The following is a 24,061-nucleotide window of genomic DNA, read 5'->3' as shown; positions in this document are numbered from 1 at the left end:
TCTTATTGTACAGTACTCCTCACCACAATTGCAGTAGTAACACATAACCAACCTTATTCTTGAGGGTCAATTTACCCCTTTTTATCATAAAGCCCATGGTGAATATTTAAAGATAGAAAATATCTAAATGCAAGCTGAAACGGAGCGCATCACTCCGTTACAGTGATCTCAAATTCTTCCTCAAATTTTCGAGCTTTACCTCCTGATATTTGAGTTGCTCTAATTTTAATTTTGTGGGTTCCCTCCGTGGCACCTTTAATCCTTACTATTCCATCATAGTTCGTTGATGCCTCAGATGGTAGCTCTACAAACCCCTCTTCAGTTTGTGGATCATCAATTTCATATATGTATTTTACTGCCACCATCTTGGCTTGCGAAATAGCTCTCCCTCTGAAGGTCTCGCCTTTCCTAATGGTATAATCATCACTAATCACCATCGGTTTGACGAAGTCAACAGCAAGGAAATAGCTGTCAAATAATTCTCTGACATGGTTAATTGTTGAGAGGTTAAATAATAGTAATGATGTGGCAAATTCCTTCGTTGGGTTGTCTGTATAATCCTGAAATGCCTGCTTTATGAATGCTGTATCAACTTTGATAGTATCATATTTATAGCGGGTAAGGCTAATTAGATCATCTAAATCAGATAATTCTATTATACTGTCATTTGAAATTCGTTTAATCAGTTCGTCTGTTCTACTAGAAAATTGTTCACACATCCGAATAAAACGCTTTCCTGCGGGTGAACTGCCTGTTTCAAGCACCTTATCATTCAGCTTATCAGTTGCCTCATTAATCTTTGTTTTCAGATAGTCGTTCTTTATAAGTACTGCCGAATCTACCCGTTCGTTACTGCATGATTCAAAAATTAAAAGTGATAGAAGTAACATTAAAAATTTATTCATCTCTATTATTCTGATTAGTGTCTTATTTAATCCAGCTAGATTGAGATTTTATCTTCCGCCCATTTCCACTGCCTCTGAATAAACTGGCGATACGAATGCTAATGAAATTTTTATAGCAATGGAATTACGACATAGATAATTATACCCATTTTCTAATTATATCATTAACTGTTTTCCTAACATTTTTATATCTAGAGTTTCCATTAGTCAATACAAATTTGATTTCTCCATTCTCAGGTGAATTATCTTGCCTAGGCAGTTGTATTAATTGATAATTTGTGAGAGAATTTGCATTAAATTTTTGATGAATTTCTAAATTTTGTTCAAAAAATGAAAAATTGTTTACTGTTTTGACATGTGAAGATGGTGGCCGAAGAATTTCAATTATAAATGGTACAATATAATTCCTAGCCAGATTATCTAAATCAATTATATTTTTCTTTGGAGGCACAAATAAAACCATAATACTCAACGGAACAAGGAATGGAAACAGGACACTGTTTTCCTTTTTAAATTCATTTAGCTTTATTCGAACTTGAGCTTTTAAAATTTTTGAGTCTCCATCCTCTGAAGGTTGTTTGCCTAAATCAAAGAAATCTGAAGCCAGAAAAACATAATTTTTAGTTGACTTCCATAATTCCACATAAAACATGTCATTTTTACATTCTCTATTACCCGAAAACTCAGATTGAAATAAATGAACCAAATCATAAATATTCATTCGGTTAAAGCTTAGATAATGCTCCTGTATTTCCTTTTTATAGAGCAACTCACGTGTCAAAAAATATTCCTCTCCAAATGTATTTTTTATCTCTAGCTGATTTTTTAAAAGATTATTGTAATCACTATACGCCTTAGCATTATCGTCTACACCTTCATCCTTCAAATATTCTACAAATTTGTAATTATTAGAATAATCCTTATCAATAAAGTCATTTCTTATTATTCGATAAGCTAAAGAAATATCTTCGTAAAATGATTTTAAAGTACTTGTCTTTATCCTTATTTGGGCTTCATTATCGCCATGCTCATTCAAATGATAATTTGCTATTAATATTTTTATTTGACTGTCATCTTTAAATAAGATTCCCTCAAGATCATCAATCTCTGGCATTGGTTTATGTAATAAATCAAGATAGTTTTTAGTAAGTGTTTGCAATGGTGGAGGATTGCCCTTAGTTGTATAATAGTCTATCTCCAAGATTAGATCGCCTCTGTATGCTCTTCTTTTGCTTTCCTTAAGCCTTTCCTTAATTGCTTTCCTGAAATTTTGCTTATCTTCATATTTTAAGGACTTTTTGGTCTTTGGCTCTTGTTTTATTATAAAATATATCTCCTTTAATAATCTTCTTCTTTGAAGACTTTTTTGTCCATTCATAGTTTCGATATATTCCTTCCGTATCATTTTTTCATAAGATTAGGTAGATACTGATGAGGTATGCAAATACCCCTTACTTTATATAATGTTTAATCTATCCTTTTTACTTCAAAACTCATAGTGAAAGACTGGCGGACCTTATTGGAATTTTGAATACTTTTTCCTACCTCTAGACACAGCATGGGGAGACAAAGTCTACATTTTACTTCCACCAACCCTTCTAATGCAATAAAATCCTCTTATTTTTGCAGGTCTGTAAACTAAAACAACCAAAATGGCAGAATATAACTTCAGCGAAATAGAGAAAAAATGGCAGCAGTTCTGGGCTGACAACGACACGTATAAAGCTTCAGTAGATCCTTCAAAACCTAAATTTTACTCTTTAGATATGTTTCCATATCCTTCAGGAGCAGGATTACATGTAGGTCATCCGCTGGGATATATCGCTTCTGATATTGTTTCTCGATTCAAAAAACTGAAGGGCTTTAACGTGCTCCACCCTATGGGGTTTGATGCTTTCGGTTTGCCGGCTGAGCAATATGCTATCCAAACCGGACAGCACCCTGCTATTACTACAGAAGAAAACATTAAAAGATATAAAGAGCAGCTTCGTAATATAGGCTTCTCTTTTGATTGGGATAAAGAAGTGCGCACCTCAGACCCTAAGTTCTACAAATGGACTCAGTGGATTTTTATGCAGCTTTTTAACAGCTATTATAATAACAACACTGACAAGGCAGAATCTATCGAAAGCCTGGTAGCAGAATTTGAAGCGAAAGGTAATGCCACTGTTAATGCTGTTTGCGATGAAGATACTCCTGCCTTCACTGCTGAAGAGTGGAAAGGGTTTTCAGAAAAAGAGCAACAGCAAATATTATTAAAATACAGACTTTCTTACTTAGCTGACACCACCGTAAACTGGTGTCCTGCATTAGGCACTGTACTTTCTAATGACGAGGTGAAAGACGGCTTCTCTGAAAGAGGCGGTCACCCTGTGGTAAGAAAGAAAATGATGCAGTGGATGATGCGCATCACGGCTTATGCAGAAAGGTTACTGACCGGCCTGGAAACTATCGATTGGCCAGAGCCTTTGAAAGAAATGCAGCGCAACTGGATTGGCAAATCTATGGGTGCGGAGCTGGATTTTAAAGTAGAGGGTCATGATATAGATATCACTGTTTTCACTACCAGAATAGATACTATTTTTGGTGTTACCTATCTGGCATTAGCGCCGGAAAGTGAGCTGGTAAAGCAGTTAGTTACTGAAGACCAGAAAGAGACTGTAATGGCTTACGCCGAAAAGGCGGCTAACCGATCTGAGCGCGAGCGTATGACGGATGTAAAAACCATTACCGGTGCTTTCACTGGTGCTTATGCTATCCATCCTTTTAGCGGAGAGCAGGTGCCTATCTGGGTGGCAGATTATGTATTGGCTGGCTACGGTACTGGCGCAGTAATGGCCGTACCTGCTGGTGATCAGCGCGATTATGACTTTGCCAAGCACTTTGACCTTCCTATAGTACCTATTATTGAAGGGGCTAATATTGAAGAAGCCGCTGACCCTACTAAAGAGGGCATCATGATCAACTCAGGTTTCCTTAACGGACTTTCGCCTAAAGAGGCTATCCTTAAAGGCATAGAGGAGCTGGAAAAACAAGGCATAGGTAAAGCCAAGATCAACTATAGAATGCGCGATGCCATTTTCACCCGTCAAAGATATTGGGGTGAGCCACTGCCTGTTTACTATCAGGATGGTAATCCGTATTTGATGGATACTGATAAGCTGCCTTTGGTACTGCCAGAAATAGATAAATACTTACCTACGGAAGATGGTGAGCCTCCATTGGGACGCGCTAAAGACTGGACTACAGAAAAAGGCGATCCTATTGAGCTGAGCACCATGCCGGGTTGGGCAGGTTCTAGCTGGTACTTCTTCCGCTATATGGATGCTCATAATGAGGATGCCTTTGTTAGCAAAGAAGCGCAGGAATATTGGGAAAATGTAGACTTATACATCGGTGGATCTGAGCATGCTACTGGTCACTTATTATATTCAAGATTCTGGACTAAATTCTTATATGACCAGGGTTATGTTACTGTAGAAGAGCCCTTTAAAAAGCTGATCAACCAGGGAATGATTCAGGGAGTATCTAGCTTAGTTTACAGACTTACGTTAGAATATACTGGTGCTTCTGAAGGTCAAAAGCCTGAAATATATCTTTCAAAAGGTATTGTAGATAAGATTAAGAAATCTAATCTTACTAATGCAGAAAAAGAGATTATTGAAAAACTGATTTCGGAAGGCATTGCTTCGTTCAACCAAAACAATGGGACAGACTTTACGCCTAAAGAGATTAGCTTTGATCAAATCACTCCTATTCATGTAGACATTAATATGGTTTATAATGATGAGTTAGATATCGAAGCCTTTAAAAAATGGCGAGCTGAACTTAAAAATGCCATTGTTATACCTGAAGCTGATGGAAAGTACCTTTGCAGCTCTGAGGTAGAGAAGATGTCTAAGTCTAAATACAACGTGGTAAACCCTGATGACATCATTGAAAAATACGGTGCTGATACTTTAAGAATGTACGAGATGTTCCTTGGGCCATTGGAGCAATTTAAGCCCTGGAATACCAACGGTATAGATGGCGTATTCAAGTTCTTAAGAAGGTTCTGGAACCTATTCCATGATGATAAAGACAACTTCTTTGTATCTACAGAAAAGGCCACGAAAGAAGAGTTGAAAGTGCTCCATAAAACCATTAAGAAAGCTCAAGAAGACATTGAAAAGTATTCTTTCAATACTTCTGTAAGCGAGTTTATGATTTGTGTGAATGAGCTTACTTCATTGAAGTGTAATAAAGCAGAAATTCTTGAGCAACTAGTGATCGTTTTATCTCCTTACGCACCTCATATTGCAGAAGAGCTATGGAGCAAGCTAGGTCATGTAACCAGTGTTACTACGGCACAATTCCCTGCTTATGATGAAAGCTATTTGGTAGAAGATAGTCATGAATATCCAGTATCAGTAAATGGAAAAATGAGAGCTAAAATGTCATTCCCTGCAGATATGCCAAGGGAAGAAATTGAAAAGCAGGTTTTAGCTTCAGAAATTATACAAAAATGGCTTGAAGGTAAAACACCTAAAAAGGTCATAGTAGTACCAAAGAAAATTGTGAATGTGGTAATTTAACTTACAAGATAATTACTCATCAAAAAGAGGTCGTCTTTACACTAACAGTCGACCTCTTTTTTGATGCTATATTTCCAACAAAGCTTTCACTGATTCATAATCACCAATCAAATGTATTATAAAATTGACAATATAAACTTTCACTTTTACAGTAAATATTAGTTTCTTGCAGCCTATTTAGCATTTATGAGAAGTCCTTCCTTTTTAGTCGTAGTTCTAATCCTTATTTCTTATGGATTGCAGGCTCAAAATATATCCAGTGAGCACCAAGCCAAGCTCGATCAAATAAAAGATCCGGCCAAAAAAGAAAGGCTGTATAAAAAATACCTGAGAAAGGATGCTAAAGAAATAGATAAAAAACTATCTCAGCATCTTCCTGATTCTACTTTTAATGACTCCACCTTAGTAAATAAAGCTAAAACCGAGGTGCAGGCTATTGCCAAAGACTCACTAAAAAATCACCACCTTCCCACGGAGATTCCCATTGACACCACCTCCACATTAAAAGAAAAAGGCCTTAAAGCGATTCATGATGAGTTGGACCTCCCTATGGACAGCGCAGCTGTTAAAGCGGAAGCCAAAGCCAGACTAGAAGATGAACTCGGCACTGACATTCCAGACATCAAGTTAGATTCTACCACTGTAGATCAGGCTGAAAAGGAATTAACCAAAAGAGCGGAAGAAGAACTTAAAAAAAGAGGCGATATTCAATCATTAGATGGTGCCGAAAATTCTGAATTTTCAAAATTAGAAAACTACAAAGAGCAACTAGAAAAAACTCAGGAGCAAATGCGACAGAAAGAGGCCAAGCAAGCCATGAAAGCAAAAATGACCTCACAAGCACGAGAGTTTATCACCCAACATTCTGATAAAATACAAGAGGTACAATCTAAAATGAATGGCCTTAAAAAGAAGTACAGTTATGTCCCAAATAGCAAAGATTTAAGCACGGCCCAAAAGAGAAATTCATTAAAAGACAAAACTTTCTGGGAAAGGTTAAGCCTAGGAGGAAATTTCAACGTAAGTAAAACAAATCCTGTAACAGTAGATCTATCACCTGTAGTAGCCTATAAACTGAATAAAGCCTCCGAAATAGGCATAACCGGAGCCTACCGAACACAATTTGGTGCTGACAAATCTGGCTTAAAACAACTGGATGATGAAACTTATGGTTTTAGTGTATTTGGAAACCACACCGTATTTAATAACTTGATGGTGCAACTAGAAGGCGAGTGCCTTAGAACCACCACCGGATCTATAGAGCAAAACGAAAGAAGCTGGAAACAAACCCTACTGATAGGCATTGGTCGAAAATTTAAAATAACCAAATGGTTGGAGATGCAAACCTTAGTGATGTTTAATGTGCTTCACAATCCTCCAAAAAGCCCCTACCCTTCTCCTGTAGTATTTAAAACAGGCTTCAGGGTATCAAAATAAACACCTGGTTTATAGAACAGACTCTTAAATTATTAATAACCAATAAAAGGTATTAGTTCATAAAATAGCTAGAGGTTATCTATTTTTGCCTAAGAGAATAATGCATATGAATACTACCGAAGATCCTAAGGTTTATCAATCAAAAGTCTTTTCAAAGATTAAAGCAGCTGGCAAAAAGATCACCAATCGTGAATTTATCAAATGTAAATTTAAAGATTGTGACTTTAGCAAAGCAGACCTAACCGACAATGACTATGAAAGCTGCGAATTTAATCAGTGCAACTTTAGCATGGCTACCTTGGAAAGTGTTGGTTTAAGCAACTGTACGTTTATCAACTGCAAGCTCCTTGGGCTGGACTTTACTCGCTGTAACTCTTTCCGTTTTTCATTCAACTTTCATGAATGCTTTTTAGACTATAGCATTTTTTTAGGCACAAAAATGAAGAAAACCATTTTCTCTCATTGCTCATTAAAAGAAACTAACTTTTCTAATACAGACCTGACACTGTCTTCCTTTGATCATTGCGACCTAGAAGGAACCGTTTTTTCTCATACCATATTAATTGGAGTCGACTTTAGAACCGCTAAAAACTTCAGTATTGATCCTAATTACAATAAAATGAAGAGAGCAAAATTCTCATCCCTTAACCTAGCAGGACTTTTAGATCAACATCAGTTGAATATTGAATAGCATAAAAAGAGACAGCTCAAAAGTAATTACTTTTGAGCCTGTCTCTTTTTATTTATAATCCAAACTCCTATTCATACTTCAAAGACCGAACAGGGTCCACCTTCGCGGCTTTTAAGGATTGATAGCTCACGGTAAGCCATGATATCAATAAGGCAGATAGTCCGCCCAGGGCAAAGATCCAATAGCTGATCTCTACCTTGTTAGCAAAGCCTTCTAACCAACTGTCCATTACATAATAGGCCGGATAGATAGCCAGCACAAAAGCAATTAATACGAGCTTAGTAAATTCGGCCGACATCAGTGAGGTGATGCTCCACACACTTGCTCCCAAAACTTTTCGTATGCCTATTTCTTTGGTTCTTTGCTCTGCCATAAATGCTGCTAAACCAAATAAACCAAGGCAGGCTATAAATATTGCCAAAACAGTAAATACCGTAAACACTTTACCGAGTCGCTGCTCTGATCGAAATAGCGCATCATAGTCTTCATCTAAAAATGAATACGAAAGCGGATCTCCGGTCATATACTTATCCCAAGCGTTGGTTATGTCGGCAACCATTCTACCAGGGTCATCTCCTGCTATACGAACATAAAGCACATTTCCTGTATTGGTAAAATGAAGCACTAATGGCCTCACATTGAACTTCAAACTTTCATAATTATAATCTTTCACTACCCCAATAACAGCTCTACTCACTGCGGAATCTCCATTAAAATCAATGATTTTTTCACTCAATGGATCTTGCCAACCCATTTCTCTAACAGCCGCTTCATTAATTACCACTGCGTTAGAGTCTGACGGAAAATCTCTGCTAAAAAACCTTCCTTCCACTAGTTTCAAGTCCAGTGCTTTGAGATGGTCGTAATCAGCATAATAGGTAGACATCATATGATCAGCAGCATCTCCTTCTCCTCTAAAGATGGTGGTATTATTAACTCCCGGCACCGTATTATTAGAATAGCTAACGCCAGCTATATTGGTATTAGCCCTCAATTCATTTTTAAAGGCCACTTGATTTTTGTCCAGACGAGAGGCATCATTTATTAAAAGGATATGATCTTTATCAAAACCCAAATTCTGATTTTGAACGTACTTGAGCTGCTGATAAACAATAGCTGTGCAGATGATAAGCACTATTGAAATCCAGAACTGAAAAGTAACTAAAAAACTTCTGACTCCTCCGCTCTTCATACCTGCTCTCAGCTTTCCTTTAAGGACTTCAGTAATTTTAAATGAAGTGAGATATAAAGCCGGATAACTACCTGCTAGTAAACCTACGAATATTATTACCGCAAATAAGATCCCCAACAAGTTGATATTTAATAACTGACTTGCCTGTAACTCCTTCCCTGATATTTCATTAAACAAAGGCATTAATGCATAAACCACACCCATAGCTAACACCGCACCTATTAAAGTATAAGCAACGGATTCCGTTAAAAACTGGCCGATCAAAGTGGTTCTTAGTGAGCCTAGCGTTTTACGAAGCCCCACTTCTTTAGCCCTACCTGCTGATTTGGCTGTAGTAAGATTCATGAAATTAATACAGGCAATTACCATAATAAATATGCCTATGACGGTCATAATCCAGATGTAGCTCATACTGCCCGGAGGTTCGGGTTCATCTCTTAAGCTGGATTTCAGGTGAATATCATAAAGAGGAATACTCCAATACCGATAAATACCGCCTTCATTTCTAAATTCCGCCAGGCTTTTACCCATAAACTCCACAAAAGTAGGACTTACATGTGTTTCAATCATGGCATCCATCTTGTGATCTACCTCAGCCGGGTTACCAGTTTTGTTAATCATATAATAAGTCCACAAGCTATTGCTAAGCCATTGATCTCTGTTCATCCAAGGGAAGGAGCTGGATGATAAAAGAGCATTAAACTTTAAATGAGAGTTACCTGGTACCTCCGCAAAAACACCAGTAACCTTATAGCTAGACTTATCATTACCTATGGCCATAGTCTTATCAAGCGGATTTTCATCACCAAAGTATTTCTCTGCTAATAATTCAGAAATAACTATACTATTCGGATCTTGCAACGCTTTATCAGGATTACCTTTAACCAGTTCATAGCTGAAAAAATTAAAGAAGTTAGAATCAACAGCCATCACTTTATCTTCTTTAAATGCCTTCTCTTCATATCGGAATATCCACTCGCGCATATCATTGACACGTGTGGCCTGCTCTATTTCTGGTATCTCCTCTACTAATGCCTTATATAATGGGTAAGCAGTGCTGGTAGTATGTACCTCCTGCCCGGCTATCTTGCCATGCAAATTGACTCTATAAATTCTATCTCCTTTTTCATTGAACCGATCATAACTAAGTTCGTCCTGAATATACATTACAATGAAAAGCGTACCTGCAATACCTATGGTAAGCCCAAGAATATTGATGACCGAAAAGAGTTTGTGTTTAGTAATGTTGCGAAAAGCAACTTTGAGGTAATTAGTTAACATGTGTGTTGTTGTTTGAGTTTTTGACCTTTGACCTTTAGACTATATTCTTTTAATGATGTTACATCTGTTTCACTAAAATTTAAATTATTAATTCCTTCACATGAAGGACTTACTTAGAAAGAGAAAGGTTGCATGCCCTAAATTTATATTTCACCAAGTACCTTGCATAGCAAAGTAGTGAAGTGAAATAAAAACCGGCCTGCACCGGTTTCTTCAATTATATGTGAAATTGTTCCTTAATATTTTCAGTAACCACTTTACCATCAAACAGGTTAATGATGCGGTGAGCATAATTAGCATCATACGGAGAGTGAGTAACCATAATGATAGTGGTACCTTCTTCATTCAGCTCTGCTAATAATTTCATAACCTCTTCACCATTAGCAGAGTCTAAGTTACCCGTAGGCTCATCCGCTAAGATTACACTTGGCTTAGCTACAATAGCTCTGGCAATAGCTACACGCTGCTGCTGACCACCAGATAGTTGCTGAGGGAAGTGATTACGCCTATGCATGATGTTCATCCTCTCAAGCACTTCTTCCACACGCTGTTTACGTTCTGCAGAAGGTACTTTTAAATACAAAAGTGGTAGCTCTACATTTTCAAACACCGTAAGTTCGTCAATCAGGTTAAAGCTCTGGAAAACAAAGCCTATAGATCCTTTTCTAAGCTGTGCTCTTTGTCTTTCAGAATAGTTAGACACTTCATGCTCACCGAAGTGATATTCACCATCACTAGGGTTATCTAAAAGTCCCAAAATATTCAAAAGCGTGGACTTACCACAGCCTGAAGGCCCCATAATAGCTACAAATTCACCCTCTTTAATTTCAATGTTAATGCTATTTAACGCAGTAGTTTCTACCTCATCAGTAGTGTATACTTTTTGTAAGTTTTTGATTTGTATCATTGACATAGGTTTAAATTTTTTAAGTTTTGAGTTTTCGACCTTTATATTTTTATTTCAGAACTAATACTTCGTTATCTCCAAAGTTATCATAGCTGGAAGTAATCACTTTTTCACCTGGCTGCAATCCTTCTAGCACTTCAAAGTTCTCAGGATTCTTCCTGCCTAGTCTTATTTTCCTTTTTTCTGCTGAGGAACCATCATCGTTCACTACGTATACCCAGTTACCACCAGTATCTTTATAAAAACCTCCCACAGATAGTAGCAATTCTTCTGATGACTGTCCTAATTCTATTCTTAATCGCAATGATTGTCCTCTTCTTATACCCTCTGGGGCATCATCTACAAACTCCATATCTACCTCAAATCTACCGTTAGTAATAGTAGGATAAATATAAGTAATGACCAGCTTATACTCATTATTAGCAAAAGTAGTGGTGGCATTTAAACCGGTGGATATTCTAGGTAAGTATAGCTCATCTATAGGCACTCTTACTTTATAACTACCTATTTTATCTACCTGTCCTAATCGCTGCCCTTGGCTTACTGCCTGACCTTCAAATAATGGAGGTGTAGAAAGCTGGCCATCTATAGGTGACTTAATGGTTAAATTATCTAATATCTGACCTACACCTTCCAGGCTTTGAGTCATTCTTCTCTCTGATCGGTTAAGCTGAGTAAGCTGCCTTACTCTGGATAGTGAGTCATTTTTATAACTGGTGTAGGTGATTTTTCTTCTTTTCAAATTGTATTCGTAGTCAGCCTCCGTCTGCTCAAACTCTTGCTTACTGATGAGCTTTTTCTCATAAAGCATTTTTTGTCTTTGATATTGAGGCTTAAGCTTAGCCAGCTCATTATCAATCTGAGCCAGCGTTTGCTGCTGTTGCAGATCATTCTGTTCTAAAGAAAGCCTGGTTTGGCGTACTCTGTTAATACTTTCATTAAGTCCTGCTTCCTGAGATAGCACACTTAGCTCCCGATTTAGATTAGAGAGTTCAACGATTACATCTCCCTTTTGCAGCATAGCTCCACTTTCTTTATAAACCTTCTTTATATTTCCACCTTCTATAGCATCTAAATAAAAGGTAACACTCGGCTCTACAGTACCGGTTTGCGGTATTCTCTCTTGAAAAATACCTCTTCTCACCGAAGATATAGTTATCTTTTCTTTATCTACATTCAGCTTTGATCTTCTGTCAGCAAATATCAGGAGGTAAGCAATAAAGCCTAATACTAAGGCCCCTCCTCCTATGGTGGCTATCTTTTTAAAGGTCCACGTTTTTTTCTTTATTTTTCGGTCCATGCAGACTAAGTGTTTAAGGTTTGAATTCTCTTTTGCCAACAAGTGTGCCAAATGGCCTGAAGCTTCAGATATGACCTTTTAGGTGAAAAACACCAGTCCGCTTACGTTCATGAATGGACGTGATCGTCCGCCACCGAACAATAAAACGAACAATTATTTGCCCAGCTTTCATTTATTGAGTAACATAAAGCTTTATTCTTAGTCATATGAGCGCAAATACATGATTTTCACCGATCAGCATACCATTTAGGTATCAACTTTGCCTCGTAAGAATAAAATCGAACACAATAATTCTAACATGGCCGAAAAGACAAATAAAACAGGGCGCATACTAATAGTAGATGATAATGAAGACCTTCTAAAGGCAGCCAAAATATTTTTGAAGCGTCATTTTGAGCAAGTAGATTTAGAAAAGAACCCACAAGCCATCCCTTCACTCATCACCAATGAAGATTATGATGTAATACTTCTGGACATGAACTTCACTAAGGATGTAAGCAGTGGTAAGGAAGGCTATTATTGGCTAGAAAAAATTCTTGAGATAGATCCATCTGCTGTAGTAGTACTTATCACCGCTTATGGAGATGTACAAATGGCTGTAAAAGCAATAAAGGCCGGAGCCACAGATTTTGTACTAAAACCATGGGAAAATGAAAAGCTATTGGCTACACTCTATTCTGCCATGAAGTTAAGACAGACCCGGCAGGAGGTAGAAGATTTAAAGATCAAACAAAAAGAAATTAACCTGCAGATCAACTCCAGGTATGAAAATATAATCGGAAAGAGCGCCGCTATAAGAAAAGTATTTGAAACCATTGACCGCGTGGCCGGTACTGATGCTAATGTATTAATATTAGGCGAAAACGGAACCGGTAAAGAACTGATAGCCAGAGCACTTCACAATAATTCCAACAGAAAAGATGAAGTATTTATTAATGTAGATTTAGGCTCAGTAAGCGAGACTTTGTTTGAAAGCGAACTCTTTGGCCATAAAAAAGGAGCATTTACCGATGCTAAAGAAGATAGAGCAGGACGTTTTGAAATAGCGAACAAAGGCACCCTTTTCTTAGATGAGATTGGTAATTTATCTCTGCCGCTACAAGCAAAAATACTCACGGCTATACAAAGCCGAAAAGTAAGCCGAGTAGGTGCTAATAAGGAAACTAACATAGACATTCGTCTTGTTTGTGCCACCAACATGCCACTGTATGATATGGTGAAGGAAAATAAATTCAGACAAGATCTTTTATATAGGATTAACACCATAGAAATAGAACTCCCAGCTTTGAGAGAGCGAATTGAAGACATACCGCTTCTGGCCAATCATTTTCTACAGCAATATGCTAAAAAATATGAGAAACCCGCACTCAAGATTAGTGATGCAGCTATTAGCAGAATGCAAAAACACCACTGGCCTGGTAATATCAGGGAGTTGCAACATGCTATAGAAAGAGCGGTAATTATGAGTGGATCACAGGTGCTGCAACCTGAAGACTTCAATTTTAACGCCCAGCCACAAACTACTATGGAAGGTGAAAATGTAACTTTAGACCAGTTTAAACTGGAAGATGTGGAGAAAATTCTGATTAGAAAGGTGCTCAAAAAATACAATGGAAACATCACCCAGGCAGCATCAGAACTTGGCTTAACCAGATCCTCACTCTATAGAAGGTTAGAAAAATATGGTTTATAAAGATTTCAGGTTTAAAGTAGCACTACGTGTTATATTAGTAGGCATAACCATGGCTGCGTTTGTTTATTGCATCAGCTCTTCTACTCTGTTTGTTACAGCCATTATAGTAGGGGTTATAGTAATTTTTGAAATGGTAGAGCTATTCAACTTCATTTCTAATACCAACCGTAAGCTTACCCGTTTTTTAGAATCAGTAAAATACTCCGACTTTTCATCAGGGTTTGCTGCTGACAACCGTTTAGGCCAAAGTTTTAAAGACCTTAACCAAGCTTTTAATGAAGTTTTAGAAGCCTTCAGAAAGGCTAGATCTGAAAAAGAAGAGCACCTACAATATTTACACACTGTGGTAGAGCATGTGAGTACAGGCCTCATGTCTTTTGACGAATATGGAAAAGTAGAACTCTTGAACGCCACTGCCAAGCGCTTCCTCAAAGTAGATCGGCTGAGAAACATCGAAGAGTTAATAGCTGATAAATCCAGGTTATACAAAGTTCTATTTGATTTACCTACAGGAAAAAGTACGCTTTACCGAAGCGAAGGAGACATACAGCTTTCTGTACATGCTACGGAGCTTATTCTAAGGGGCAAGAAAATAAAATTAATTGCCTTTCAAAACATACAGCCTGAGTTACAGAAAAAGGAACTGGAAGCATGGCAAAACCTAACCAGAGTGCTAAGACATGAGATCATGAACTCCATCACTCCTATTGCCTCCCTCACCTCTACCATGAAAGATATATTGATGGAAGACCTTGAAAAGCACGAGGATCATTATACGCTAGCCGATGAGACGGTGGAAGATTTGCAAGATGGCCTCATTACTATTTCAGGGCGCAGCCAAGGGCTCATTCGCTTTATTGATGCGTATCGTGATTATACCTCTATTCCGTTACCAAAGATGAAGCCTATCAAGGTAGCTAACCTACTAGAGCATATTTCTCAACTGATGAAAATAGAAGTAAAAAGGGCACAAATCAACTATATCTGCGAAGTAAATGATGAAAGCCTGGAATTAAATATAGATGAAGAACTTATAGAACAGGTACTTATAAATCTTATTAAAAATGCTATAGAAGCATTAGCTGAAACAGAAAAACCAACCATAACTCTATCTGCCTCCACAGACTCTAGTAGTAATATTAAAATTACTATTACAGATAACGGTCCGGGCATCATCAGGGAAGCTCTTGATCAGATATTTATACCCTTCTATTCTACCAAGAAAAGAGGCTCAGGAATAGGCTTAAGTCTTAGCAGACAAATTATGCAATTACATAATGGTACACTATCGGTAATTTCAGAACCTAACGAAGAAACGGAGTTTACCCTTACCTTTTAATGCTTAGCGCCGATTGAGAAAAGGCATCCATTCATCACAATGAAACCCCGAAAAATCTCTTAGAAACATAATATAGGTCGGCCTGAAAGGGCTGGCTTTTAGGCTTATGCCTACCGCTTCCGGGCTATTATCACCCTTTCGGGTATTGCACCGTTTACAGGCTGTAACCAGGTTATTCCAGGCAGATTTACCTCCTTTAGAGCGAGGTACTACATGATCTAAGGTAAGATCTTTATTAGCCCCACAGTATTGACAAGTGAAATTATCTCGCTTAAATACATTCTGGCGGGTAAGCGCTACTCCTTTATAAGGTACATTGACGTACTTGGTTAAACGAATTACCGCAGGCATAGGAAAACTCTTAGTTACAGAACGCAATTTATAGCCATTGGCAGAAGCCACCAATTCTGTTTTCTTCAAATAGTTAAGAAGAAAGGCTCTTTGTACTGTACAAACTGAGATTGGACTAAAATCCTGATTTAAAACTAGTACCTTACGGTTCATCCTCTTAATATAAAAGCATTCGCTTACGAAAGCAAAGCAAAGAGGATAATTTAGTCTTTTAGCACTCTCCTTATTGAAGATAAACGATGGCTGTAACTTCCGGAGGTTTTATTCAAAATACCTTTTTCATCTAGCGTATCTATGCGAACCAGGCCAGAGGCATGAATGATATCATTTTTGTTCAGCAATATACCTACGTGGTGAATTTTCCCGGCTTCATTTTCAAAGAAAGCCAAATCACCCGGCTTAGCCTCCTCCACAGTAGGTACTAAGGTGCCAGCCTTTACTTGCTGTGAAGAATCCCTTTGAAGGTGGTACCCACATATTCTAAATACGATTTGAGTAAAACCAGAACAATCTATACCAAAAGGAGACCTCCCACCCCACAGATATGGAGCATTAAGATACTTACAAGCAATATGTTTAAGGAAATCAAATTCTCGCTTTTGGCTAAGACTTTTGCTATCTCCATTATAAGCAAGCTGCTCCTCCATCTTAAAAAGCTCATTGGTAGAAATAGGTAAAATACTTCCTATTACTATCGGCAGCTGGTGCTTTTGATAAAGTATACTAGAACTCAGATCTGTACTAATCTTATAATCTACATTATTGATCTGATTAAAATAATCATCAGAAATAAAGGTGTGTTGCTTGGCATCTATCCAACCTTCATATTTATCAAAATGAATAAGTATTCTGAGCCATTTTTGATCCTTGCTAACGTCTGTGACTGTATAATGCTCACCAAACAGTAGCTGGGTCACTATCTCGCTTTTATCACTTCCTTCTGCACGTACCGGAACTATGCTCAGCCTGCAAATACCTTTTTCCTGGATTTCCATAGCCAATTAAAACTTAATTTTTTCGAGTTCTCGTTTTGTGTCTTTTTCCTTAATGGTATTACGCTTATCATGCAACTTCTTACCCTTAGCCAATGCCACTTCTAGCTTAGCTAAGCCTCTGTCGTTAATAAAAAGCCTTGATGGGATCAGCGTTAACCCCTTCTCATTGATCTTGATTTCTATCTTATCAAGCTCTTTCTTTTTTAAAAGAAGTTTCCTATCACGGTTAGTTTCATGATTATAAAAAGATCCTTGCGCATAAGGCGTAATATGAATGCCTTTTACAAAAAGTTCTCCCTTGCTGAAATAGCAATACCCATCCATAAGGTTTACTTTACCCTCTCTAATGGATTTTATTTCAGTTCCCTTCAAAGCCATACCGGCGATATAAGTATCAATAAACTCATATTCATACCGAGCTTTGCGGTTTTTTATATTAATATTATTAGAAAATCTTGACTTTTCTTTTGCCATAATCACTCAAAGGTAGAAAAAATCTCTTTTATGCGATTCTTTTTTAATATCTTTTGACCTGTTTTTCCTTCCGCTACTTTCCTTTCACCTACTTTAACCACGTAATCGCACATTAGTTCATTTTCCTCAAAGGTTCTTAAAATCGCGGAAATTGTTATTTCATCTCCAACGAGAGCCGGAGATAAATGTTTTATTTCTAATTGAGTACCTATTCCCTCCTCATCATGGTCACAAATATCCAAAACAAACAACCTGGAGGTCCATTCAATATCCCTAGCCAGAGAAAATGTGGAGCAGACATGATGCACTATTTTACCATGAAATGAAGCTACATCCTCTTCCGTAATTTTTCTTCTATAAATTTTTATATCACCAGGTTGAAAGAGGTTTTTCATTGGAGGTTTAGATTTTCATCCTAGCCATAGGACTTACATCCAATTTACTAAATTTTCCCTGTAAATATTTGAAATGAGCTGCTATTGCTATCATCCCTGCATTATCTGTACAATATTGGAAATCGGGCACATACACATTCCAACCTTTTTCGCCCGCTAAACGATCCAGCTCTTGTCTCAACCCTGTATTGGCAGATACACCTCCAGCAATCGCTATTTCTCTTATACCCGTTTCATTACTAGCTCTTTTTAGCTTTTGCATCAGCATCCTTATCAAAGCCTTTTGCAAGCTGGCACAGATGTCATTCATATTTTCTTGCACAAAATCAGGATTTTTCTTTTTCTGATCTCTCAAAAAATACATGAAAGCTGTTTTTATACCACTAAAAGAATAATTAAGCCCTGGCATTTCTGTATCAGGAAAATCATACGCATCTGCATTTCCTTCAGCGGCGTATTTATCTATTAGCGGCCCGCCTGGGTAAGGCAGCTCCAATAGCTTGGCTGATTTATCAAATGCTTCGCCCACGGCATCATCCTGTGTCTCTCCTATCACCTCCATATCTAAGTAATCTTTAACCACTACTAACTGAGTGTGTCCTCCGCTTACCGTAAGGCATAAAAATGGAAATGACGGCTTAGGGTCGTCAATAAAATGAGCTAAAATATGAGCTTGCATATGATTTACCTCAATAAGAGGAATATCCAGACTCATGGCCATAGACTTGGCAAAAGAAGTACCTACCAGTAATGCTCCCAAGAGCCCAGGACCTCTGGTAAAAGCAATGGCATCCAGCTCTGTTTTCTTAACACCGGCAGTGTTCAATGCCTCGGCTATTACAGGTACCACGTTCTGTTGGTGAGCCCGAGATGCTAATTCGGGAACTACTCCTCCATATTTTTCGTGTACTGATTGTGTAGCAATAATATTATTAAGTACTTTGCCGTTTTTAATAATTGCAGCAGAAGTTTCGTCACACGATGATTCTATAGCAAGTATAGTGGGGTTCATTTTCAATAATCAAATTTGGCGCAAGTTATTAAAAAACGTATAGTTAAGACAATACTTTGGCTTATACTCTCAGTTTTTCTCCTATTGGTCATAGCAGCTGGCGCAATACAGTTCCCCTATATCCAAACCAAACTGGTAAGCTATATCTCTGAGCATTATTCCGAACTTACCGGCTATAAACTGTCCATAGGCCGACTTTATGTGAATTGGTTCGACGAAATTCAGATCAACAACCTCCACGTAATAGACCTTGAAAACAATGACCTTATCCATGCTGATGAAATTGAAATTGATTTTAATCTTAAAAATCTACTCAACAAGGAAAATCATAAAGTAGACAACATAACCCTGACAGGCGCCAATGTATTCTTAACCAAAATCTTGGTCAATGATACTCTTGAAACACTCAATATCAATGAACTAATCAGAAGGTTAAGAGCTCAGGCCACGCAGCAATCTGGAAGGCGAGTAATATTGTCATCGGACCATATTACACTTCAAAATTCAACTTTCTCATATTCAGATCCGGGCAGAGACACTATCACTAACGGGTTTGATTATTATCATTTCACACTAGCAAATATCAATGGAGAATTTAGCCAATTCAATGCCATTGCAGACACGATTGAGTTTCATGTAGAAAAACTATCTCTCAATGACAGTCTCACCCAACTCAAGGTGAAAGAGCTCACTACTACATATCGTGTTAGCCAAAGTGCTATGGAGTTTCTGGGTATCAACACTAAAATCGGAAACAGCACTATAAGAGACACTGTAATATTTAAATACAACAGTACTCTTGATTTGAATGATTTTAATCATAAAGTCAAAATCAGTGGCCACCTGAATAATTCCATCATCCATTCGTCTGACTTGGCACTTTTCGCTCCCGATATGCGAAAAATACAGGACATTTATCAACTCAGTGGTACTTTCAGAGGCAAAGTAATATCATTCACCCTAAACGATGCGCTTCTTAAATTTGGCGAAGGCACCGCCCTTAAGGGAAAAATAAGGATGGACGGCCTACCTAACTTAGCTGAAACCTTCATCAATTTCGATTTAACTAACTCTTATGTAAAAACCACTGACCTTAAAAGCTATATGAAGACCAAGACCTATAATCGCCTTCGCCCTTTTGACAGAGTAAGCTTCAATGCTGAGTTTTTAGGTTTTCCCAATGACTTTGTGGCTAAAGGAGACTTTTTTAGTAAATATGGTCGCATTACCTCTGACATTAACCTAAAGATAGAAGAGGACATTAACCAATCGGACTACAGTGGAACCTTAATTATGCAAGACTTTAACGTGGGAGGTTACACAGGCAATTCATTACTCCAAAAGGTGACCCTTAAAGGTAAAATAAAAGGAAGAGGCTTTACTCTTGAAGATGCAGATTTTGATCTCAACGGGCATATCGATTATATAGGCATTAACAATTATGAATATAGTGACATAACCACAGATGCCAGATTTGCCAAGGAGTTCTTTCAGGGCTATATGGAAATTAAAGACCCTAATCTTAAGCTTACTACTACTGGCTCTATTGATCTTAGAAAGGGTATTAATATATTTAACGTAGAAGCCAAGTTAGATACTGCCTTCCTGAAACCACTTAACATTTCAGGACAAGATTTATTTATCCAAAGCCAGATTAACATAAACGCTCGCGGCTTGCAACTGGATAGCATTACTGGTCTGGCGGACTTGTATCACTCACAAGTAATTTACAATGGTCAGTCATTATATGTAGACTCTCTTCAAATTATATCAGAGAAAAAACAGGGAGTAAGGCAAGTAACTCTTGAAACCAACCTGGTAGACGCCAAAGTAAATGGAGTTTTTGATTTTACAGCTGTATATGATGACTTCAAAACCCTTATTAAAGAATATAAACTCAACTTACAAAATGATCGAAAGGCTATTAAAAATTATTACGCACGTAAGTCATCATCAAACCGAAAAGACTATCGCTTAGAGTACAATATAGACATCAAAGATCCCAACCCCATTCTATCCTTATTTTCGTCAGACCTGTATATTTCTAACATGCAACCTATTACAGGAAATATCACTGGTGGGTACACATCTATCTTAGCTATTAACTCGCAAATAGACACCTTAACCTATAAAGATGATACTTTCGTAAACTCCGAATTGCAGTTCAACATATCTAAAATTTCTGATAGCACCAATGTATTAGCCATGGGCTACATCAACTCACAAAACCAGGTACTTTCAGGAATAGAAACCAGAGATATGATCATGGAAGCGATTTGGAATAAAAACCATATCGACTTTGAGTTTGACATCGATCAGGTTAAATATGCTAACTACGCACGTCTTTTTGGATCTGTTGATTTCAAGCAAGACGAAACACAGCTCAGGCTTCTGCCTTCAGACCTTAAGATACTTGATAAAAGCTGGGAGCTAGATAAAACCAATATCATTTCCATTATTAATGATGAAATCACCATTGAAGGCCTTCGGATTTTTAATGATTTCCAAAGCATTTCATTAGATGGAAAAATATCTCATAATCCTGATGAAATACTCTCTTTAAAAATAGACAGCGTAGAAATCGAAAATATCAATTCCATCTTATCAAAAAACCTGGCAGGCACAGTAAATGGTCATGCAGATATCCAGAATTACTACGAAGATATGCGCATAGAGAGCGACGTAGAGATTGAAGATTTCTCCATTGATAAATTTCTAATAGGTGATATTGAAGGACATAACACTTGGAACAATGAACTAAAACTGTTCAATATAAAAATGAGCGTTAGGCGCTTAGGCAAAAATATTCTCTCCCTGGCAGGTTATTACTCTCCTGATGATGAATTAGATCCGCTGAGACTCAATGCTGATTTGAATAAAACAGAACTTAACGCCCTCGAACCCTTTATAAACGATTATTTCACTAAGATAGATGGTACTGTAACAGGACACATCACGGTTACCGGAACACCTTACCATCCTATTTTTAAAGGCAGAGGGAATATAGAAAATGCGAGCCTCCACGTCAACTACCTTAACACCAATTACTCTCTGGCTGGTGGTTTTTACTTTGAAAAAGATAAAATTGGTTTTGAAAATGTAAACGTAAAAGACGTCCGTAATGAAAATGCCGTCTTAAGCGGATACTTCTCTCATACAGATTTTAAAGACTTTGCTATTGACCTGAAAGGAAACCTAAACAACTTTATGGTGCTCAACACCACAAGCACAGATAATAAGCTTTTCTATGGCACCGGAATAGCCACAGGAAAAATAGATTTCATTGGGCCTATTAACAACATGACTATCAACGCTCAGGCCACCAGTGAAAAAGGAACCCGCATTTTTATACCAATTGGAGATTCTGAAAGCATTGAAAAAGAAGAATATATTCATTTTGTTGATTTTAATGATACCACCAAGGTTCAAGAGATCAACAATGTAGGTAAGATAGACCTCAAAGGCCTCAAGCTAAACTTTGACCTCAACCTCACCCCTGACGCTTATTGTGAGATTATATTTGACATAAAATCAGGTGACATTATCAGAGGTAGAGGAAATGGTGACATTAAACTACAAATAGATACTAAAGGAGATTTCAATATGTTTGGTGACTTCCTTATCCAAGAAGGAGGCTATAACTTCACCCTTTATAGCATTATCAATAAAGAATTTGAAATACTACCTAATAGTAAAATCTCTTGGTATGGCGATCCTTACGCTGGTATTCTTGATATAAAAGCCACCTATAATCAGCTGGCCTCATTCCTTCCTTTGCTAATACAACAAGAAGCTGATTCAGTATATGAAGATGTGGTAGAGATTAAAAGAAAATACCCTGTAAAAGTATATCTGGATATTGATGGTCCTCTTCTTTCTCCTATGGTCAATTTTGATATACTCACCAGCAATCTGCCAAGAAACATAAAGGTAGCGGAGCGACCAGATGTAGATTTAGAATTCGAGTTTTTAAAATTTAAAAATAGCATAGATGAGCAGGAGCTAAAAAGACAAGTATTTAGTCTCATTGTGCTCCGGCGCTTCTCCCCGCTCCAATCATTTAACACCGGTGGCTCCATAACCAGTAGTGTGAGTGAGCTACTCTCTAACCAGCTCAGCTACTGGATAACCCAAGTAGACGAGAACCTGGAAATTGACCTAGATGTAGATTTTGATAAAATGGATGAAGAAGCTTACAATACTTTTCAACTACGCCTGAGCTACACCTTTTTAGATGGTAGGCTGCGAGTAACACGAAATGGAGGCTTCACCAATCAGGAAAACCGCACTGACATCTCCAGTATAGCCGGAGACTGGACCCTGGAGTACCTACTCACTCCAGATGGCAAGTTCAAAGCTAAAATGTATAACCGAACCAATTATAACCCTATAGACCCTACAGATGAAAATAGAAATACCATCACCACGGGTTTTAGCATTACCCATACCCAGAGCTTTGATCAACTAAAAGATCTATTTAAAAAGAAAAAGGAAGCTCAAAAAAATCAGGAGGAAGAGGAAGAAGAGAAGAACCAACAACAGCAAGAAGACCACTCTCAGAACACCCAAAACAGCGTAAACAAAGAAGGAATAAGAAATGAAGATGACGCCATGGAATAAAACCATTGCCTTGCTGGTACTTTCACTTGTTAGTTATAACAGTCTCGCACAAGACAGCCTTAAACAACAAAAAAGACTCAAACCACTAATTATAACATCGGCAGGAGCCTATACTGTTTCTATGATAGGGCTTAATCATCTCTGGTATTCTGATTATGAAAGAGAAAGCTTTCATTTTTTCAATGATAATAAAGAGTGGAATCAGGTCGATAAATTTGGGCATTTTTATAGCGCATTCCACCTTACCTCAGGCGGAGACAGAATTTTGCACTGGGCAGGTTTAGGCAAAAATAAGTCAATACTATGGAGCGCACTAGCCACTACCCTAGTAATGACTTCTATTGAAGTTTTTGATGGATTTTCTGCCGAATACGGAGCCTCTTATGGCGATGCTATTGCCAACAGTGCTGGTACCTTATTCTACGTTGGCCAGCAAAAGCTATGGGATGAAATTCGTATTCATCCTAAATTTTCCTTCCGCATCACCCACTACCCCGATCTACGACCAGAACTACTGGGCAGCAACCTTTCAGAACAAATACTCAAAGACTATAACGGACAGACCTACTGGTTCTCATTCAATTTGTCCAAATTCATTAAAAGCCCTTTTCCTAAATGGCTTAATGTAGCTGCAGGCTACGGCACTACTGATATGATCTATGCTAATAAAGATCAGAACTTAGAAATGGGGTTTAACCCACAAAGAAGGTACTTGCTAAGTATTGATCTTGACTTAAGCGAATACGAATCGCGCTCAAAAGTGGTAAATACGCTTATCTATCTGGTAAACACGATCCACATACCTGCCCCGTCATTAGAGATGAGAGATGATGAATTAAAATTTCATTTTTTCTATTAAAAACTTTTTTTTTCATAAATTCAGCATACCAACTAA

General features: G+C 37.7%; 17 protein-coding genes. 7 read left to right on the top strand and 10 right to left on the bottom strand.

Going from position 1 to position 24,061, the window contains the following annotated elements; translation table 11 throughout:
- Positions 1 to 149: 149 nt before the first annotated feature.
- Together JL102_RS14925 and JL102_RS14920 are read right to left on the bottom strand one after the other, a co-directional pair.
- Complete coding sequence (locus tag JL102_RS14925) at positions 150 to 905, bottom strand: hypothetical protein (protein WP_202245233.1); 756 nt, start codon at positions 903 to 905, stop codon at positions 150 to 152.
- Positions 906 to 1,044: 139 nt separating this feature from the next.
- On the bottom strand, positions 1,045 to 2,283 hold the full coding sequence (locus JL102_RS14920; RefSeq protein WP_202245232.1) for a hypothetical protein: 1,239 nt from the start codon (positions 2,281 to 2,283) through the stop codon (positions 1,045 to 1,047).
- Between the two features lie 274 nt (positions 2,284 to 2,557).
- Here JL102_RS14920 and JL102_RS14915 point away from each other — a divergent pair, with 274 nt between their 5' ends.
- The 3 genes from JL102_RS14915 (at position 2,558) to JL102_RS14905 (ending at position 7,607) form a co-directional block, all read left to right on the top strand.
- Positions 2,558 to 5,479, top strand: coding sequence for a leucine--tRNA ligase (locus tag JL102_RS14915; RefSeq protein ID WP_202245231.1), 2,922 nt, complete (start codon positions 2,558 to 2,560; stop codon positions 5,477 to 5,479).
- Positions 5,480 to 5,665: 186 nt separating this feature from the next.
- Positions 5,666 to 6,916 carry a hypothetical protein gene (locus JL102_RS14910; protein ID WP_202245230.1) on the top strand — a complete coding sequence of 417 codons (1,251 nt, stop codon included), beginning with the start codon at positions 5,666 to 5,668 and terminating at the stop codon, positions 6,914 to 6,916.
- Between the two features lie 106 nt (positions 6,917 to 7,022).
- Positions 7,023 to 7,607 (top strand): pentapeptide repeat-containing protein, encoded by a 585-nt coding sequence (locus JL102_RS14905; RefSeq protein ID WP_202245229.1) that lies wholly within the window; start codon positions 7,023 to 7,025, stop codon positions 7,605 to 7,607.
- Positions 7,608 to 7,674: 67 nt separating this feature from the next.
- Here the strand turns inward: JL102_RS14905 and JL102_RS14900 are convergent, their stop codons facing one another.
- The 3 genes from JL102_RS14900 to JL102_RS14890 form a co-directional block, all read right to left on the bottom strand.
- Entirely contained in the window at positions 7,675 to 10,080 is a 2,406-nt protein-coding gene (locus JL102_RS14900) for an ABC transporter permease (RefSeq protein WP_202245228.1), read from the bottom strand.
- A 217-nt stretch (positions 10,081 to 10,297) separates the two neighbouring features.
- Entirely contained in the window at positions 10,298 to 10,987 is a 690-nt protein-coding gene (locus tag JL102_RS14895; protein ID WP_202245227.1) for an ABC transporter ATP-binding protein, read from the bottom strand.
- 49 nt (positions 10,988 to 11,036) lie between these two features.
- The gene (locus JL102_RS14890) at positions 11,037 to 12,287 is read right to left on the bottom strand and encodes an efflux RND transporter periplasmic adaptor subunit (protein ID WP_202245226.1); all 1,251 of its coding nucleotides are present in this window, start codon (positions 12,285 to 12,287) and stop codon (positions 11,037 to 11,039) included.
- A gap of 298 nt (positions 12,288 to 12,585) precedes the next feature.
- On the opposite strand from JL102_RS14890, the gene JL102_RS14885 reads away from it, so the two are divergent.
- On the top strand, positions 12,586 to 13,980 hold the full coding sequence (locus JL102_RS14885; protein ID WP_202245225.1) for a sigma-54-dependent transcriptional regulator: 1,395 nt from the start codon (positions 12,586 to 12,588) through the stop codon (positions 13,978 to 13,980).
- On the top strand, positions 13,970 to 15,319 hold the full coding sequence (locus JL102_RS14880; RefSeq protein ID WP_202245224.1) for a sensor histidine kinase: 1,350 nt from the start codon (positions 13,970 to 13,972) through the stop codon (positions 15,317 to 15,319). Before JL102_RS14885 ends, JL102_RS14880 begins: the two co-directional genes overlap by 11 nt.
- Positions 15,320 to 15,322: 3 nt before the next feature.
- On the opposite strand, the gene JL102_RS14875 is transcribed toward JL102_RS14880, so the two are convergent.
- Genes JL102_RS14875 through tsaD form a run of 5 tightly spaced genes read right to left on the bottom strand, consistent with a single transcriptional unit; the run spans position 15,323 to position 18,546 of the window.
- Positions 15,323 to 15,823, bottom strand: coding sequence for an HNH endonuclease (locus JL102_RS14875; protein ID WP_202245223.1), 501 nt, complete (start codon positions 15,821 to 15,823; stop codon positions 15,323 to 15,325).
- Positions 15,824 to 15,873: 50 nt separating this feature from the next.
- A complete protein-coding gene (locus tag JL102_RS14870) occupies positions 15,874 to 16,665 on the bottom strand; it encodes a C40 family peptidase (protein WP_202245222.1) in 792 nt (263 codons plus the stop codon).
- Between the two features lie 6 nt (positions 16,666 to 16,671).
- Positions 16,672 to 17,139 carry an SsrA-binding protein SmpB gene (gene smpB / locus JL102_RS14865; RefSeq protein WP_202245221.1) on the bottom strand — a complete coding sequence of 156 codons (468 nt, stop codon included), beginning with the start codon at positions 17,137 to 17,139 and terminating at the stop codon, positions 16,672 to 16,674.
- 2 nt (positions 17,140 to 17,141) lie between these two features.
- A complete protein-coding gene (locus JL102_RS14860; RefSeq protein WP_202245220.1) occupies positions 17,142 to 17,534 on the bottom strand; it encodes a thioesterase family protein in 393 nt (130 codons plus the stop codon).
- Between the two features lie 7 nt (positions 17,535 to 17,541).
- Positions 17,542 to 18,546: a tRNA (adenosine(37)-N6)-threonylcarbamoyltransferase complex transferase subunit TsaD gene (gene tsaD, locus JL102_RS14855; protein ID WP_202245219.1), complete on the bottom strand. Its 1,005-nt coding sequence runs from the start codon at positions 18,544 to 18,546 to the stop codon at positions 17,542 to 17,544.
- 15 nt (positions 18,547 to 18,561) lie between these two features.
- On the opposite strand from tsaD, the gene JL102_RS14850 reads away from it, so the two are divergent.
- Complete coding sequence (locus JL102_RS14850; protein ID WP_202245218.1) at positions 18,562 to 23,166, top strand: translocation/assembly module TamB domain-containing protein; 4,605 nt, start codon at positions 18,562 to 18,564, stop codon at positions 23,164 to 23,166.
- A complete protein-coding gene (locus tag JL102_RS14845; RefSeq protein ID WP_237390605.1) occupies positions 23,144 to 24,025 on the top strand; it encodes a DUF2279 domain-containing protein in 882 nt (293 codons plus the stop codon). Before JL102_RS14850 ends, JL102_RS14845 begins: the two co-directional genes overlap by 23 nt.
- The last annotated feature ends 36 nt before the right edge of the window (positions 24,026 to 24,061 follow it).

The sequence above is a fragment of the Fulvivirga sediminis genome (genome assembly GCF_016757215.1).
GTDB classification, from domain to species: Bacteria; Bacteroidota; Bacteroidia; order Cytophagales; family Cyclobacteriaceae; genus Fulvivirga; species Fulvivirga sediminis.
The sequence above is the reverse complement of the archived record's forward strand: the minus strand, read 5'-3'. Positions and strand labels throughout refer to the sequence as shown.